At 46.8% G+C, this 16,070-nt stretch carries 16 protein-coding genes; 8 read left to right on the top strand and 8 right to left on the bottom strand.

From position 1 onward, the window contains the following. Nucleotides 1-91: 91 nt before the first annotated feature. The 5 genes from AC58UU_RS16660 to AC58UU_RS16640 all read right to left on the bottom strand — a co-directional run bounded on the left by AC58UU_RS16660 (nt 92) and on the right by AC58UU_RS16640 (nt 7,180). Nucleotides 92-1,186 carry a TolB family protein gene (locus AC58UU_RS16660; RefSeq protein ID WP_497317404.1) on the bottom strand — a complete coding sequence of 365 codons (1,095 nt, stop codon included), beginning with the start codon at nt 1,184-1,186 and terminating at the stop codon, nt 92-94. Between the two features lie 68 nt (nt 1,187-1,254). After that, nucleotides 1,255-3,567 carry a helix-turn-helix domain-containing protein gene (locus tag AC58UU_RS16655; protein WP_497317402.1) on the bottom strand — a complete coding sequence of 771 codons (2,313 nt, stop codon included), beginning with the start codon at nt 3,565-3,567 and terminating at the stop codon, nt 1,255-1,257. Between the two features lie 39 nt (nt 3,568-3,606). Continuing rightward, a complete protein-coding gene (locus tag AC58UU_RS16650; RefSeq protein ID WP_497317400.1) occupies nt 3,607-5,211 on the bottom strand; it encodes an extracellular solute-binding protein in 1,605 nt (534 codons plus the stop codon). Between the two features lie 83 nt (nt 5,212-5,294). Next, nucleotides 5,295-6,221, bottom strand: a complete 927-nt coding sequence (locus AC58UU_RS16645; protein ID WP_497317398.1) for a carbohydrate ABC transporter permease — start codon at nt 6,219-6,221, stop codon at nt 5,295-5,297. After that, nucleotides 6,215-7,180 (bottom strand): ABC transporter permease, encoded by a 966-nt coding sequence (locus AC58UU_RS16640; protein ID WP_497317396.1) that lies wholly within the window; start codon nt 7,178-7,180, stop codon nt 6,215-6,217. The genes AC58UU_RS16645 and AC58UU_RS16640 overlap by 7 nt, the downstream gene beginning before the upstream one ends. 305 nt (nt 7,181-7,485) lie before the next feature. Here AC58UU_RS16640 and AC58UU_RS16635 point away from each other — a divergent pair, with 305 nt between their 5' ends. Then, entirely contained in the window at nt 7,486-8,946 is a 1,461-nt protein-coding gene (locus AC58UU_RS16635) for a phospholipase D-like domain-containing protein (protein ID WP_497317394.1), read from the top strand. A gap of 431 nt (nt 8,947-9,377) precedes the next feature. Here the strand turns inward: AC58UU_RS16635 and AC58UU_RS16630 are convergent, their stop codons facing one another. Continuing rightward, nucleotides 9,378-10,091, bottom strand: a complete 714-nt coding sequence (locus tag AC58UU_RS16630; RefSeq protein WP_497317392.1) for a 2OG-Fe(II) oxygenase — start codon at nt 10,089-10,091, stop codon at nt 9,378-9,380. Nucleotides 10,092-10,234: 143 nt separating this feature from the next. On the opposite strand from AC58UU_RS16630, the gene AC58UU_RS16625 reads away from it, so the two are divergent. From AC58UU_RS16625 to AC58UU_RS16610, 4 genes are all read left to right on the top strand, one after another. Next, nucleotides 10,235-10,519: an Ada metal-binding domain-containing protein gene (locus AC58UU_RS16625; RefSeq protein ID WP_497317390.1), complete on the top strand. Its 285-nt coding sequence runs from the start codon at nt 10,235-10,237 to the stop codon at nt 10,517-10,519. Nucleotides 10,520-10,654: 135 nt separating this feature from the next. After that, nucleotides 10,655-11,140, top strand: a complete 486-nt coding sequence (locus AC58UU_RS16620; protein WP_497317388.1) for an SRPBCC family protein — start codon at nt 10,655-10,657, stop codon at nt 11,138-11,140. Between the two features lie 47 nt (nt 11,141-11,187). Beyond that, nucleotides 11,188-11,586 carry a DoxX family protein gene (locus tag AC58UU_RS16615; protein ID WP_497317386.1) on the top strand — a complete coding sequence of 133 codons (399 nt, stop codon included), beginning with the start codon at nt 11,188-11,190 and terminating at the stop codon, nt 11,584-11,586. A 58-nt stretch (nt 11,587-11,644) separates the two neighbouring features. Further along, entirely contained in the window at nt 11,645-11,974 is a 330-nt protein-coding gene (locus AC58UU_RS16610; protein WP_497317385.1) for an ArsR/SmtB family transcription factor, read from the top strand. A 113-nt stretch (nt 11,975-12,087) separates the two neighbouring features. Here the strand turns inward: AC58UU_RS16610 and AC58UU_RS16605 are convergent, their stop codons facing one another. Further along, complete coding sequence (locus tag AC58UU_RS16605; RefSeq protein ID WP_497317383.1) at nt 12,088-12,594, bottom strand: hypothetical protein; 507 nt, start codon at nt 12,592-12,594, stop codon at nt 12,088-12,090. 396 nt (nt 12,595-12,990) lie between these two features. Between AC58UU_RS16605 and AC58UU_RS16600 the strand changes: the two genes are divergently transcribed. From AC58UU_RS16600 to AC58UU_RS16590, 3 genes are all read left to right on the top strand, one after another. Continuing rightward, nucleotides 12,991-13,329 (top strand): hypothetical protein, encoded by a 339-nt coding sequence (locus AC58UU_RS16600; RefSeq protein ID WP_497317381.1) that lies wholly within the window; start codon nt 12,991-12,993, stop codon nt 13,327-13,329. Between the two features lie 144 nt (nt 13,330-13,473). After that, nucleotides 13,474-13,614, top strand: a complete 141-nt coding sequence (locus AC58UU_RS16595) for a hypothetical protein (protein ID WP_497317379.1) — start codon at nt 13,474-13,476, stop codon at nt 13,612-13,614. Between the two features lie 64 nt (nt 13,615-13,678). Then, nucleotides 13,679-14,386 carry a DNA alkylation repair protein gene (locus AC58UU_RS16590; RefSeq protein ID WP_497317377.1) on the top strand — a complete coding sequence of 236 codons (708 nt, stop codon included), beginning with the start codon at nt 13,679-13,681 and terminating at the stop codon, nt 14,384-14,386. 173 nt (nt 14,387-14,559) lie between these two features. On the opposite strand, the gene AC58UU_RS16585 is transcribed toward AC58UU_RS16590, so the two are convergent. Then, the coding region (locus AC58UU_RS16585) for an S-layer homology domain-containing protein (protein WP_497317375.1) at nt 14,560-16,070 on the bottom strand (1,511 nt) is incomplete at its 5' end.

The following is a 16,070-nucleotide window of genomic DNA, read 5'->3' as shown; positions in this document are numbered from 1 at the left end:
TCTCATATTTGAAAGCGTTTTCATTAATAAGCCAACACGGGCAGCCGAACTATGCTTGCTCATCTCCATCCCCTCGCGAATCCTCACCTCTCTACAATCGGTCGCCAATATCCATAATCCCGACATGGAGCCGATCATGCTCATCCGAAAATGTGAAGGTAACCTTACGACTGTCTGGACTAAACGATGGATGCGGGTGCCCTGGATGCATCCCACGGCATGGCAGCTCACACAGCAGCTCGGATTGTTTCGAAGCCGTGTTAATCAGTACGATTTTGGAAATGCCCGGCTCCTGCGTATCCGCCGCTGCATACTTGCCGTCAGGACTGATGCCGACATGCCAGTACCTATAGTCGCCGTTAATGAACTCGTGACCTTCGCCACGGCGATCCACGAAATAGACGCCTGTCGGTTTAACCGGACTATGCGGATATTTCACGAAATATAGCCCGCTGCCATCGAACGCCCATATTTCGTGCCCAACATATTCGACTGGCTGTCCGCTCTCCGCCCTCTTCTGCGCAAACAGGTTGCGCATGTCCCCGGTTCGCGCATTGACTGTCCAGAGCCGATCCGGAATTTGCTCTGTCGCGCCTTCGTGCGAAAAGAACAGTTGATTCGGATCGACCGGATTAATCATGGCATGATTCGCCACCGGAAAAGGTTCCTCGAATTGGGGACGGGCAGCTTCTCGTACCTCTCCGCTCTCTGTATGAACCGTGCCGATCACCCAATCGGCATCCCGAGATGCAGCATCCTCGGAGCGAACAAGCTGCTCTTTCCAGTAGACACCAAGCACCTTGCCATCATTCGTCACCGATAATGGCCCAAAGAACGTACAGCGCTCATCCAACATGCAAATCGTACGCCGTTCCCCGCTCCACGCATCAATTGCGTATAACTCATTCTTGCGGAGCAGATATAAAATATCATCGCATGAGACAACCCCGCTCCCCCAAGTCAGGCCTTCCTCCAGCACTTGCACATCCCCCGTTTCCGTATCGAAACGCACGATGTTACCATTCCAAGTCTCCCGGTCCATATCCGTGTATACAATCACATGTCGGCTGTCCGACAGCCACGACATCGCCGTATAGTAGTGATGTCCCGTATCGCCTGCTTCGGACCCAATGGCCAGGATCGGCAGCCCCGTGATTGTATCTGTAAATGATGTATGTTTGAGCATCGTTCTTACCTCCCATTGCATCCTTATTCGGCTTCGCCGGCATCGTTGGCACCGACTTCTCCATTTTCCTACGCTTGCTCACGTTCCCGATATTCGCCTGGTGTAAACCCCGTGCTTTTCTTGAAAATTCGCACGAAGCTGTTGACGTTGGTGTAGCCCACAGCTCCGGAAACATCGCGGATCAGCAGATCGGAACCGGCGAGCAGCTCCTTCGCTTTCCTCATGCGAATATCCATCAAATAATCAATGAAATTTCTTTCCGTGTGCTCCTTGAATATGCGGCTCACATGCGACACACTCAGTTTGAACTCGCTTGCCAAATAATTTAATGATAAATCGCTGTGCATATAGTGCGCATCGATAAAAGCAGTAATCCGCTCAACAACGTCGTTTCGCTCTCGATTGCTGCGTCTCTCCTCAATTTGCCCTGCATATCGAGCAAGCTGCTCAATGACGTAATCCGACAACTCATGGATGCTTTCGTATTGGCTCAGCAGATCGAATAGCCGATGTGAAGGCGCCTCCTCGAGCAGCGCCGGATCGATCTCGCCTACAACTTTGGCTGCCTTCATCATGAAATGTACAACCAGTTGCCGAATCATATCAGGCGCAGCACCACTGCCAGCCATCTCACCGAACCAGCGCTCCGTCTGCTTCGCCATTTTCTCGCTATCTGTCAGGCGCAGCGAGTCAACAATCCCATCCGTCATGCCAAGCAGCCGCATAAACTCTCCGCTTGCCGGCTCGCGAATATCTTCGCTGGAAATGATCGCATTGCCTCCGAGAATCATCTTGTACGACAGCGCCGACATTGCGTCATGGTAAGATTGCTGGAGCATGCCCAAATCTTGCGTCAAGTGGCCCAGCCCAATCGAAATCGTCTGTTTGAACTGTTCTTCCACGTAGCTCTTGATCAACTCAGCCACCGCCAACGTCCGCAGTAAATTAGCTTCCACGTCCGCTTCGTCAAAGCTGATTACAATAACCACCATGCCATCCCTTGCTTCAATGGCAACCCCTCGATACTCACTGTTGATCATCTCCTCCGCCACATTGCAGAGCGCATAACTATATAGTTGCAGATCCTGTGGAGTCGCAATCACCGATTTACGATCAAACTCGGCAGTCATTACCATATACTGCTGCACATGCAGGGGATATCCGATCGCTTCAAGGCTGGGAAGCAGCTCCGATGGATTTTGGCGTGCGCCGATTAGAGCATCCATCACAAGCCGCCATTTAATAACCGGCTGTGTTTCCCGCATTTGTCTATACATGCGATTGCTGTCGGCCAATATGTACGACAAGGATACTTCAATTCCGCTGAATTCATCTTCTGCCGAATACTCATTTTGTCTTTCGAATCGGCCATACGCCTGAAGCTGCTTCGTCACATTCGTCAGAACCCGATTCACCGGCCGAAACATCCAGCTGTTGAGCACCACCGACATACCTCCGGCTAGAAGCAATAAGAGAATAGAAATGCCAAACAATGTATTTCGTACCTGTACCAGCGGCTTGCTAAGCTCAGCATCGGATACAACACTAATAATTTCCCAACCCGTATAGGGGCTTTTCATATAGAAGACAGTTCGGTTAATCCCATTAATTTTCGTACGGAACATGCCTTCTTCCCGCTTGTTCATTTCTTGTGACCAGAGGAGTTCTCCTGCCTTCGCGCCGATCAAAGATTTATCAGAATGACTGAGGATCGTTCCCTCTGCATCTGCCAGAAACAAGTAGCCGAATGAAGGATCTATGGCATTTTTAATTAAATTGTAAATGGATCGCTCATCCACATTGAAAGCTACGGCACCTTTGCGGTATCCATCCCCATGTGTAAGCGGATAGGAGCGAATCAGCGTCATCACATTTTGCCGTATGTTACCTGCCTCATCAAGGGAAAGCTTACGCGTACCGACCCACTGATAAAAGCCTTTATAGCGTTCGAACGCATTTATCCACTGATAATCAATGCCCGGCTCCGTCGTCTGAAATGGATTGGTCTGCGACCAACGCTTTTTGGCATAGGAATACAGATCAATTGAAAAGATGGTATCATTGCTCAGCAGCATATCCCCAATTCGCGTATTGATATTAATTGTGTCCTGCTGATCTGCAGCATCATCCTCCATGAACATCCTCATATCACGGCTGCGTAGAAATTGCATCGCTTCAGCGTCGACCGCTTTCAGCACCAGCAGCAGCTTGCTGTTTACCTCGTGGAGCAGCGACATGTTCGTTTGCTCGACTTCTGCCTCAAGATGGTTGGTCGTGATGAAATAGGACAGGCCTGCTGTCGAAACTATACATAGGCTCAAAAAAAGCAAAATAATCGACATCGTACGCTTCGAACGGCTTCTCTTTGGTCGCCAAAACATGCCATTGCCCCCTCGAGTTCTTAATAAATCCACATCAAGTTATTTGAAATTCGCTTTATTCTTTTCGTACCATTCTTGTGCGATTTGATCTGCCTTGTCTCCGCCAGCGCTCTTGTACTCTTTACGGATCATATCAAGCGCCTGTTCTGGGGTGATGTCACCTTTGATGATGGCTCTCGTGCGGATCTCGGTCAACTTCGGCCCAATGCTCGCAAGCACATTGCTGATTTCCGGCGAGTTCGGCGAAAACGGAATATCCCGACGGAACGGTACGCTAAGCGCCGTCTTCATCGCTTCAGCGTTCAACTTCGCCCAGCGCTGCGAAAGCGGATCCTGTGCGGCTTTGATCATCAAATCCTCCAACTTGAACGTCTTGGCATCGTTTCTTAAAATCGCATACTCACCAGCGTAAGCAACTTCTTTCTTGACTTTGTCAGCATCCAGCACCTGAGGAACGCCATTCACCAATTTGAAATGCGTGTTCTCCGTACCGTTCAACAGCGTGTACCAACCTTTATCCAGCATCCAGTCGAGATATTGGATCGCTGCCTTCGGATTTTTCATATTTTTATTGAACGCGACATAAATACTTGCTTGCGTTTCCTGATAGGCTCCAAACTTGCCATGCGTCGTCGAGAAAGCAGCTAATGGCACCGGATTCGCATCTGGGAAATTCTTCATCAAATCCTTCATATAAGTGTCTATGCCATTGCCGACGGTGCCGATCAGGATGCCTGTTTTGCCTTGCGCCCAGTCAGCCATCATCTTCTGACTATTTTTATCCGTCAAATATTCCTTATCGATGTACCCGTTCTCGTATAGCTTACGTTCAAAAGTAAGCGCACCCACGTTGCGGTCAACGAGGTTCGCATTCATCATTTTACCCCCATCGAGGTACCATTGCGTGCTATGTGTCGCATAAAGGCCAGCGATCACGTTAGGCCAGACAAACATAGAAACAACAGGGGCGTTCGTATTCCCGGATAAACCCTTTTCCTTGAATGCTTTCGTCACTACAAAAAATTCTTCCTCCGTCGTCGGCGCCTTCATGCCAACCTTGTCCAGCCAATCCTGCCGGATCCACATGCCGCCATTGGCCAAGCCGTTTAATGGCCGTTTTGTTGTGATCCCATATATTTTGCCGTCGAATGTCATCAGCGGCTTTAATTCCGGATTTTCGTTGATATAATTCTTAATTACCGTACTGTATTGGTTGATGTAGTCATCGATCGGTTGAACGACGCCCTGTGAGACGAGCGTACCAATATAATTGCGGTCATAATCCCAGATCAGATCCGGCGCTTCGCCAGAGGCAATCAGCGTATTCAGCTTATCCTGCGCCTGGTTACGGGGAACCGGCACATATTTAACCTGAACGCCCGATTGTTCATGAATCCACTTGGTCCAGCGATTCTGTTCATAGGAACCTTCTTCTGCGGCGACGGCGCCTCGATCGTACATGGAAACGCTAACGCTCTTCGGCAGCTTATCGTACTTGTCCTCCGTCTTACTTGCTGCTGTCGGGGCTGAACTGCCGCTCGCTCCTTGCTCCGTTTTACTGCAGCCGGTTAAAGCCGCTCCCAGCGTCATTGCCAAAATCGTTGAACCTAACACCCATCGTTTTGTTCTCTTCATACTCTTCATACGATGACCTCCCACATGGATTGATTATATCACAAGGCTTTTAGCGCCATTATGAACGGAGCCAATAACTGACGTTAAATAAGCTAGCCTTTGACGGAGCCCATTAAAACGCCCTTCACGAAATATTTTTGCAGAAACGGATAAATAATCAGAATCGGCAGAGAAGCCAGCATAGCGGCTCCCGCACGTACACCTTCCGGCGGCAGCGTGTTGTTCGCGTTCGCAGAATCCCCGACCAGCAGTGCCGGATCGAGGTTATCGATCATCTGGTAAAGCTTCACCATCAGAGACATTTGGGTTGAGCTTTTAATAAAAATGAGCACGTTGTAATATGCGTTCCACCACCCCACCGCGTAGAAGAGCGTCAAGGCTGCGATAACCGGAAGTGCCAGCGGAAGAACGATCCGCACAAGCACGACCCAGTCCTTCGCCCCATCGATGGATGCCGATTCCTCAAGCTCACTCGGTAGCCCTTCGAAGAACGTCTTCAGGACGAACAAATTGTACGTGCTGATAAGGCCAGACAACCAAAGTGACCAATACGTATTCATAAGTCCCAAGCTTTTAATGAGTAGAAACTGAGGGATCAGCCCTCCACTGAATAGCATCGTGAAAATAATCATGCCAAGGACGGGACCCCGTCCACGCAAATCCATTTTCGACAGCGGGTAAGCCGCCATGATCGTAAACAGCATGTTTAGTGATGTGCCTACAACGGTCATCACAACCGTATTTTTCATCGCTACGAACAGCTGCCCGTCATCAATCAAGTTGCGATAGGCATCCCACGTCAAATGTCTTGGCCATATCGAAACGTTGCCGGCACGTATGGCTTCGCCCGAGCTAAGGGAAACCGCCAGCACATTCAGAAACGGGAATAACGTCGAGAACGTGCATATGGCTAAGAAGAGGTAGAGTAGTAAGCGGGGCACACGCTCTTTCCAAATGGCCATCCGCAGCCCCTCCTTTCGGTGATTGAATTTGCCTCCAGCTGCATCCTTCGCTACCATAACGCCCGCTCTCCCATCGCCCGAATGATGCGATTCACCGAAAGCACGAGTATCAAGCCGACGAGGGATTGCACCAATCCAATCGCAGTTGTGTAGCTGTATTGCAGGTTGACGAGGCCAAGTCTGTAAATGTAAGTACTCATCACGTCAGAAACGCTGGTCACCATTGGATTAGTCAGCACCCAAACATGCTCGAAGCCAACGTCGAACATACGGCCCATTTGCAGAACAAGCATTAGCGCTATCGTACTTCGGATGCCAGGAAGCGTCACATGCCATATTTGTCGCAACTTGCCGCCACCGTCTATTCGGGCAGCTTCGTACAGATGCGGATCAATGCTGGACATTGCCGCCAAATAAAGAATGGTGCTGAAGCCTGCATCCCGCCATATGCCGGAGAACACATAGACAAGAGGCCACCAAAAGGTATTTCCCATAAAATAGATCGGCTCAAACCCGAACGCCTTCAGGACATAATTGACAAACCCACTGCCTGGGGAAAGTAGTCCGATGACGATCGTGCCGAGGATAATCCACGATAAAAAATGCGGCAAATACAGGAGGTTCTGCACAACTCGCTTGTACCATTCCACCCGAACCTCGTTCAGCATGATCGCGAGCACGATCGGCACAGGAAAACCAATGCACAGTCCATAAAGATTTAATAGGAGCGTGTTGCGAACAATCTTGAACAGATCACTGCTGTGCAGCAGCCGATTGAACTGCTCCAGCCCCACCCATTTGCTGCCCCAAATACCGTCAGCCAGCCGAAACTCCTTAAATGCAATGATTTCCCCGTATAACGGAAAGTACTTGAAAACAATGAAGTAGGCGATAACGGGGATAAGCAGCATATAAAGAAACGGCCGGCGCTTCAGATCCCTCCATAACGATCTTCTTGAAGCCTTCCCTTCAGCGCTTCCACGGATTCCGGCTTTGGCGATTGGTTGTGAAAGCATGCATGGCTCACCTTCCTTTCTGTTGTTAGCCTCTTGTGATTCGGCTTGAACCCACCATAACAACCACCGTTTTATATGGATAGTCTCACTATTTGATGTTCTCCGCTTCTTTTGCTTCGAGGACTACACATTTTTTGCACTGATATTCTTTTCATGATAAAACCCGGACGCTGGGCACCCGGGTTGGAAATAAATTTCTATATATTTATTTAACATTTTTCGTCTACTCTCATAACAAATTCATCCTAATCTATAGAATGAGTCTTTCTCATAGGAAGACAACAATATAGAAGAAGGTGAATTTCTTGTTTATTGTAAAACCATTTAAAAAAATGCTAATTCCTTTGCAAGCAGTACTCCTTACCCTCGGAATCATGTTGCCATTAAATCAGACTGTGGTTCAAGCTGTTACTTACGACACGGAGACCGTTTCTTTCGGTCCTGGTACTGGTACCAATCTTGTTGACGCTTTTATTCCTGTTATTGATGGAGCTGCAACTAGCTTTGACGGTGCATTTTATGAAATTCGCTACCAACCATTTGTGGATGCTGTCATTCGTGCCAAAAACCGAGGTGTGAATATTCGTATCGTCACAGATTCCGACTACATCACAAACACATTTACCCAACAGCTGATAAATGCTGGTATTAGTGTGAAAGGTGATAACCGCAGCGCGCTAATGCATAATAAATATGCCATCATTGATGGGCAAAAGGTTTGGATGGGCAGCACCAATGTGACCGATACATGTAATGCCAACAATTTTAATAACACGATTCTTTGGAATTCCTCTAGCCTTGCGAATGTGTATAAAACGGATTTTGAAGAGATGTATGTATATGGTCAATTCACCAAAACTGCATCTCCATCTACGCCCGCTCAGCAAAAAGTAACCATTAACACATCAACCGGAAGCTTTCCAGTTGAAGTTTATTTTGCACCCGAAGATAATCCTATTCAACCGCTAATTGACGTTGTGAACAATGCCAAGTACAACTTATACTTCGATTACTTTTCCTTTACAGATGATAATCTGAGAACGGCCATCATCAACGCTAAAACTCGTGGAGTGAATGTCGAGGGTATTTTCGATTTGAGCCAATATGGTTCTAACGGACCTTACGGAGAATTAGCTTATCTAGCTGATGCCGATATTCCGGTAAGTATAGCTGACAACCCATACGGCGGTAAGCTGCATGACAAGGTGTTGATTGCTGATAAAGGTTATACGACTGGTGTTGTCGCAACGGGTTCTTTTAATGCTAGTGCGAATGCCAACGACACGAACAGTGAAAACTTGATGATTATCCATGACAAGGCAACAGCAGACAAATATTATGCGGAATTCTTGCGTATTCGCGGTTCTTATGGCCGGGGGACAGCATCGATCGATAAAATTACCGTTCCAGCAGCAACTGCACAAACTGTCAAAGTAACGCTGCGCGCTCCCTCTACTTATCCTATTACCAAAGTTAAAGTTATGGCGCCTCCGAAATGGCCAGACCCAACTGCAGCTAACGTGACGGCTGTAAAAAGCGATGGAACCATACTGAGTGGCAATTTATCTTTTTCCGGTAATTATCTGTATTTAAATAATGCTGGACTTAGCGGGAATCAGAGTGTGACTTTTACATTCACCAACTGGATGTCTCCCACTATTGTTGGGGATTACACCTGGTATGTTGAAACGATAACAAGCAGCGCAACTGATCTTACTGATTATTTACCCGTAAATTTTCAAGCGGCTACTCTGGTTGTTCAATAATAAATTTCAAAAGGGGGCTGTCCCAATAGGGTTATAGTCCTTGAGGGGTATCTATCTTGAAGAGGGTTACACGTATCCATGAGGACTTCCGCCATTTGGGGGAGGTCCTTTTGGGGCAGAGTTGTTCTCTGTGGAACGAGAAAGCGCTAAAGTGGATGAAATGAGCTAAAAATTGAATTAGCGGAACGTGAGGGCGTTATTCGATGAAATTTGAGCTATTCGAAGCTAAAGACAACGGAATAGAGTCACTACGTTCCTCGTTTGCTTGAATTAGAGTATATTTAACACAAATAGCGCCTCTACGTTCACTTTAGTGGAAGTCTACCTTGGGAAAATAGATGCAAATATTCATGAAGAGGCTGACCCACTAATGTATTTATCATTTTTGGGACAGCCCACTTTCTTATTATTTGACATTCGATCTTTGCTCATTATCTCGCATCGTGAAATATAATACCCAAACTGTATCGTGTTCCAGATGCAATTGTGTTTACTCCGTGTCGAAGAGTCGTTCTATAATAGCCGCGCGTTCCCAAAACCGGTCGATGATTGGTTGGAAAAATCAGTCCTTCTCCTTGTTCCAGTGTGATGACATGGCCTCTGCTTTGCGCCCTCGGACGCTGCTCCACCAATAGCAACTCCCCGCCTGTGAAATCTACTTCTCTTTGAGTAAGAGCGAATACGACCTGAAAGGGAAAGAAAACTTTACCATACAAATCCTGATGCAGACAATTGTATCCCCCAGCTTCATATTTCAGGATCAATGGGGTTGGACGGTTCTGCCCTTCTTGATGGCATTGATCGAGGAATTCCGCTAATGTTGCCGGATAAGAAGCATTATGGCCCAATTGTTCTAGCCAGCGATTAGCTGTTATGGCAAGTTCCGGATACAATCCTTCGCGCAGCTGTTGAAGCAAAAATGGAAGGGGAGCATTGTAATATTTATACTCCCCAATCCCGAAGCGGTATCGAGCCATGTCAATGGTCGTTCGAAAGCGGCTCTCTTCCTCGTAAGTGCTTATGATTTCCTTACATTCCGTATGGCTTAACAAGCCAGGTAGTTTGGCATAACCGTACTCGTTCAGCGATTGCTGGATGAAATTCCAATTCAGATCAGCTAATCTTTGCGACAGATTCTCAGACATGCCGTAAGCCTCCCTTCGTTTTCATTACAGTATAACCCCGAAAATCAGCTTTTGTACGCCTTCTCGAATGAAACAGCAAGATAACGAAATTGCTAAATGTCGTTTTATGTTACAACTACATAGGGTGGTGAGTTGTCATTTGTATGGGTGTAAACGGTAATGAGAAAATCGAAAATCAATCTTCCTACACATTAATAGGGGCTGATCGACGTCCTTATCAAAGCAGAGCTCCGGGTACTTTGGGCGGTTATCGACGCCAAAAAATATATGGCCGCCTAGATTGTCCCTCTGCACTTCGGGCCATTGCTCAAGGGGGATATGTTAAATATCGCGTATTTATCGAGAATGAAGAAATCGCTATAGCCGCTGGATACAGACCTTGTGCAGTCTGTTTACCGGAACAATATGCAAGATGGAAAGCGGAATAAGCAAAGGAGGGTTAATGAATATAGCTGCTTTCCTGGCTATAACTGAAATAATTTATAAATATTCCTTTACAGGAATATTCCTGTTATGGTATATTCAAAACACAAAGAACAAAAACAATTTGGAGGATGATTATTATGAATAACGCTCAGGACTCAAACAACACGCTCACGTCAATCGCAGGTCAGGAACTTCGTATCACACGTATCTTTCAAGCGCCGCGGGAACTGGTTTTTAAAGCTTGGACAGATCCAGAGCATTTGCCGAAATGGTGGGGACCCAAGGGCTTTACGACTACGGTTCAAGAAATTGATGTTAGACCAGGCGGGGTATGGCGTTACATTATGCACGGTCCGGACGGCGTCGATTATGATAATAAAATCACCTACCACAAGATAGTAAGCCCAGAGCAACTCGTATACTCCCATGGCGACGGCGATGAGGACGAACAATTTCATGTGACGGTCACATTTGCCGAGCAAGCTAATTCGACGACAGAGCTCACCATGACGAGTCGATTCAAATCAGCTGCTGACCTTGAAAAAGTGGTTAAGGAATACGGGGCTATCGAAGGCGCTAAATCAACACTGGATCGTCTCGAGGAACAACTTGCCGTTATGTAAGGAGCAAAATCACTGTCAAATTATAAATTGAAGGGAGTAATAAAATCATGAAAAAAACGAAAGTTATGTATTGGATTTTTACAGCATTGTTGGTAGTCTTGATGGGCATTGGTGCTATCCCGGATATCCTCTATGCATCAGATGCGGTTGTTTTATTTGATCATTTAGGATATCCTTCTTATCTCCTGCCCTTCCTGGGTGTAGCCAAATTATTAGGTATTCTAGCGATACTGATTCCTGGCTTTCCGAGAATTAAGGAATGGGCTTATGCCGGGCTTACATTTGACCTTGTGGGTGCGATGTATTCAAGTATCGCGGTGGGCGATCCTGCCGGCGGCTTGGCGTTTTTCATCCTCGGATTTGTTATCATCGGCGGGTCTTATGTGTGTTATCATAAGAAACAAAGAGCTGCATCATTAAGTCAGCCACCCCGCTTAGCGGCATAAACCGAACTACACAAGAACTCCCTTGCCCGGTATATGCTGAAGGAAGGAGCGCATGATCATGGGCTTGAACACAACACCCTGGAGCGCACTAGCAGAGCCCAACCGATTGTACATTGTCGAACTCCTGCGGGGCGGTCCCCTCACCGTAGGGGAAATCGCCGAGCGTCTCAGCCTCCAACAGCCACAGGTTTCCAAACATCTCCGCGTCCTAAGCGACGCGGGGTTTGTTGAAGTACAGCCCAGCGCCAATCGGCGCATTTATAAGCTTCGGGCCCAGCCCTTCATAGAAATGAACACCTGGCTGGAATCTTACCGCCGCATGTGGGAAGAGCGCTTCGATCGATTGGACGAATATTTGAACGAATTGCAGGGAAAGGGGAAGCAGTAAGGGGTCTACCCGTTCCCGCATAAAAAGACAAAAACCGCGCAGCATCAAGGCTTTGCGGTTCTTGTCTTCTTTATTTTCTATCGATAATATCTTGCGTGCAGAAGTTTACTCCCTCAAATCGAAAAATTTTTCATCAATGGCATGATAAAAGAAATGACTCCCATACCCAGCTTAAAAAAGCTGCCTATGTTACCAAAGAAACCTCCACCCCCAGCAGTACCTGTTGCAGCACCACCTTTACCAAGACCACCCAGTAATCCGTTAGAGCCTCCTCCAAAAAGTCCCCCAGAACCCCCGCCACCAAGAAGGCCAAGCATGTTTCCTAATCCGCCTCCGCCAAGTAAGCCTCCCAAACCTCCTAAATTGGATATTTGTGCTTTAGCTTTGGCTTTATTTCGGGGGAGCTTCCGATTTCCCTTGAAGCCTTGAAGAATGACTTGGTTGCCTTGTAATTCGTTTAGCACTCCGTAATACAGAGAACCATCCTTGAGCACTACACATACCGGTGTTCCTAAGTTCTCTTTAACTTGCGAAGAGATAGAGGGCGATGATGCAGGAATGGCCTTTTGTCCGACGTTCACGCGTCCGTACTTTTTTTTACGCTGATGCAAAGTTTTCATTCCCTTCTCACTCATCCTTTTAAATGAAATCATACTTCTTGTCATCTTATGTTGATTCGTCATGTTTGGACTATGCTCTCTTGAAGATGAGCAATTATTACATCCACCGCCGTATGTATGAAGAAAAGGTATGGGATTTGCCCCACTCTGCGCTCATGTTTACTCACTATATTTATATGTTCGGTACATAGTGCTTGCTTGGACGTATGCCATAGGATAGGGTGCATATGAATAGCCGAGAATAGGGCCAAATAATGTTTCCATTAGCATTCTTTTAGATGAATTGGGTATCAAATTGGGTGGAATTGGAAAGGTCATAAGTCATAAATCCAATCACCTAATAACCACTGACATATGATAAAACTAGACTTTATCTTGAAGGAGGTAAGAGAGCAGGTGGAGAGAATATTTCCGATTTGCGAGGCAACTGTAATGCCTTTCGTAGGAAGACCAATTTGCGCAGTATTACATGATGGAACGCATTATTATGGGACTATTGAGGGAATTGATGGTGATCGATTGATTATTAACGGCTATATTGGACAACAGGGTGAAGTTAGGACATATGCTTTGAATAACAATCAGTCCGTCAAAAAAAAGTCAGTCAAAAATGCCAAGCAAGTAAAAACATCAGCTTTTTTACCTGGTTTCGGTTTTGAAAGATTCTTCTTTCCATTTGCAGCACTTGCGTTTTTATTTGCCATACCGTTTTTTGGGTTCCCGTTTTTCTTTTAATTAAGTAAGTAAATTCTAAGTAACCAAGAAAGACGGCGGCCATTATTGGCTTCCGTCTTTTTTCAGAGATTTATCACTACGGTATATTTATACGTTCGATACATATCGCTTGCTTGTATATATGACACGAAGGCAACCGCATAAATGGATAATTATAAAGGCATCACCAATATTTTCATTTTTTATTGTACCCTTTCCCCAAGCAAGGATGGTGTTTATGTTTTGGAAAAAGCATCTGCTTCCTGCTCAGATGGAAGTGCATTTAAAAATACTTACAAAATCTGATATAGTCTTAATAGATAGCATAAACCTTAAGGGAAAACCTCCAATTAGAAGGAAGTGTTAAACAATGAATGTAGAAATGGTTATGCAAGAGCTAGAAGCTCTCGGCAAGGAACGAACCAAGAAAATATACGAATCCAATGGCGCGCACGAACCGCTTTTTGGCGTGGCTACAGGCGATATGAAGCCTATCGCCAAGAAAATTAAAATAAATCAATCTTTGGCTGAGCAGCTTTACACCACAGGGAACTACGACGCAATGTACTTTGCTGGCATAATTGCAGACCCAAATGCAATGACTGAAGCGGATTTTGAGCGTTGGATGGATGCGGCTTATTTTTATATGCTGTCCGATTATGTGGTTGCAGTAACCTTGGCAGAAGCAGATATTGCTCAAAAAGTTGCCGATAAATGGATCGCAAGCGGCGAAGAACTGAGAATGTCAGCGGGCTGGAGTTGTTACTGCTGGCTTTTGGGTAATCGCCCGGACGGTGAATTTTCCGAAAGCAAAATTGCCAATATGCTTGAAATTGTGAGAAATACGATTCACGATTCTCCCGAAAGAACTAAATACGCTATGAATAGTTTTATTTACACAGTGGGGGTATCCTATATGCCGCTCCATGATAAGGCGGTCGAGACCGCAAAGGCTGTAGGCCCTGTAGAAGTCAAACGGGACAAGAAAAAAAGTAGTTTCCTACATGCTTCCGAAAATATTCAAAAGGGAGTAGATAAAGGGCAACTTGGTTTCAAACGCAAACATGTAAGGTGTTAAACTATTGTTCAAGGAAAATATGTATTAGACTGATCTAAATAATAGAAACAGCGGCAGCTATGGACGAGAAAATAAAGTCCTAGACTGCCGCTGTTTTATTGTACTATCGGTAACAATAGGTAAGCATTTGATAAGCCTTCGCGGTTTTCATGACTCCATAATTTTTCATGAACCTAATTACCCTTAAGCGTCAACATCTTAATCAAAACCGTTACGGCTTCCGCTCTAGTTGCTTGCTCACTAGGACTGAAACGGTTCGTGCCCGTTCCTTCCATAAGGTTATGTTCTTTTATTACGGCTACTGCGCCTCTTGACCATGACGGAATACTCTTGTCATCCGAGAAACCGGTTGCGGCGTCCGGCACGATGGATAGCTTTAGCGCCTTCGCGATCATTACTGCCATCTCGGCGCGCGTAATTTCTGCGGTCGGACGGAATGATCCGTCCTTATAACCATTAATAATGTCCGCTTGTACCGCTTGCCCGACCGCTTTCCGTGCCCAGGATCCGATCTTCGCGTTATCTGCGAAAGTCAACTCCGTGCCCGCTTCTTGCGACTTCAACGCATTCATCAGCATGACAGTAAATTCGGCTCGACTCACGGGTTTGCTCGGTTTGAACGTTCCGTCGGCGTACCCATTAACAAGGCCAATACTAACCGCTTGCTTGATACTTGACTCCGCCCAGTGTCCGGAGATATCGCTGAAGACGGTTGAAGGATCCTTAACAGGTTCTTCCCCTTGATTTAAGGTGAATACCGCATACTTGGTAAAGTGATCTACTTCTACGGTGATCTGATTGCCGCTTACCAGACCGCCGACTTCCATCCATTCCTTCTTCGTTTCGTCATAGTAGAAGACAACGGGCTTTTGATTCCCCTTTATTTGTTTCGGATCGAAGGTGAAGATAAGCTTTACCGGCTTCGTGAAGTTCTCCGGGAAGTTCTTTAGAATCTCGTATACCGCGCTGACTAGAACTTCATTATTTACGAGAAGCTTCTGAGAGTCCGTTACTTTATCGATGGTGACTTTTATTTCTTGGTCCGTCGCATTGGCCGGGATCGAGACGACGACTTCATTGTCCAAGCTAACCTCTCCCGCTTTACCTGCCGGAAGCGTCAGCCTGCCGTCCGTCGATCTTACGATAGTATCACTTGGCGAACCACCGCTTCCACTATTTCCGCTCTGCTCCGCTGCGTTCACCGACACCGTGTAGGTCACCTTCGTTAACCCGTCCTCCGCGGTGACGATCACCTTCTTGCCCGTCGCAAGCTCGATCGCTACGGACGTTCCGTCCGCATCGTAGATCACAAACGAGGCTCCCGCGGCTGGAGTGATTGCCGCCTTGAATGCGGCTAACGTCGTTCCGTTCGGAACGCTCCTAATACTTTCGTTCGCCGTTCCTCCCGTACTTACGGTCCCGATCGTCGAAGTCAGCGTTGCCGCACTGCTTATCGGCGCATTCACCATCACCGCATACTTAACCGTAGTGATTCGATCCTCGGCGATGACGATCACCTTCTTGCCCGTTGCAAGTTCGGTCGCAACGGACGTTCCGTCCGCATCGTAGATCTCAAACGAGGCTCCCGCGGCTGGAGTGATTGCCGCCTTGAATGCGGCTAACGTCGTTCCGTTCGGAACGCTCCTAATACTTTCGTTCGCCGTTCCTCCCGTACTTACGGTCC

Source organism: Paenibacillus sp. JT22N1, from assembly GCF_059692155.1.
This window is presented reverse-complemented; position numbering and strand designations above follow the sequence as displayed.

What these genes read in the sequence shown, in the direction of transcription:
- AC58UU_RS16630 (WP_497317392.1), bottom strand. Translation starts at nt 10,091, where the DNA reads ATGTCTGAGAATCTGTCGCAAAGATTAGCTGATCTGAATTGGAATTTC.
- AC58UU_RS16595 (WP_497317379.1), top strand. Translation starts at nt 13,474, where the DNA reads ATGGATAATTATAAAGGCATCACCAATATTTTCATTTTTTATTGTACC.
- AC58UU_RS16640 (WP_497317396.1), bottom strand. Translation starts at nt 7,180, where the DNA reads ATGCTTTCACAACCAATCGCCAAAGCCGGAATCCGTGGAAGCGCTGAA.
- AC58UU_RS16615 (WP_497317386.1), top strand. Translation starts at nt 11,188, where the DNA reads ATGAAAAAAACGAAAGTTATGTATTGGATTTTTACAGCATTGTTGGTA.
- AC58UU_RS16625 (WP_497317390.1), top strand. Translation starts at nt 10,235, where the DNA reads ATGGGTGTAAACGGTAATGAGAAAATCGAAAATCAATCTTCCTACACA.
- AC58UU_RS16590 (WP_497317377.1), top strand. Translation starts at nt 13,679, where the DNA reads ATGAATGTAGAAATGGTTATGCAAGAGCTAGAAGCTCTCGGCAAGGAA.
- AC58UU_RS16655 (WP_497317402.1), bottom strand. Translation starts at nt 3,567, where the DNA reads ATGTTTTGGCGACCAAAGAGAAGCCGTTCGAAGCGTACGATGTCGATT.
- AC58UU_RS16620 (WP_497317388.1), top strand. Translation starts at nt 10,655, where the DNA reads ATGAATAACGCTCAGGACTCAAACAACACGCTCACGTCAATCGCAGGT.
- AC58UU_RS16610 (WP_497317385.1), top strand. Translation starts at nt 11,645, where the DNA reads ATGGGCTTGAACACAACACCCTGGAGCGCACTAGCAGAGCCCAACCGA.
- AC58UU_RS16660 (WP_497317404.1), bottom strand. Translation starts at nt 1,186, where the DNA reads ATGCTCAAACATACATCATTTACAGATACAATCACGGGGCTGCCGATC.
- AC58UU_RS16605 (WP_497317383.1), bottom strand. Translation starts at nt 12,594, where the DNA reads ATGAAAACTTTGCATCAGCGTAAAAAAAAGTACGGACGCGTGAACGTC.
- AC58UU_RS16650 (WP_497317400.1), bottom strand. Translation starts at nt 5,211, where the DNA reads ATGAAGAGTATGAAGAGAACAAAACGATGGGTGTTAGGTTCAACGATT.
- AC58UU_RS16645 (WP_497317398.1), bottom strand. Translation starts at nt 6,221, where the DNA reads ATGGTAGCGAAGGATGCAGCTGGAGGCAAATTCAATCACCGAAAGGAG.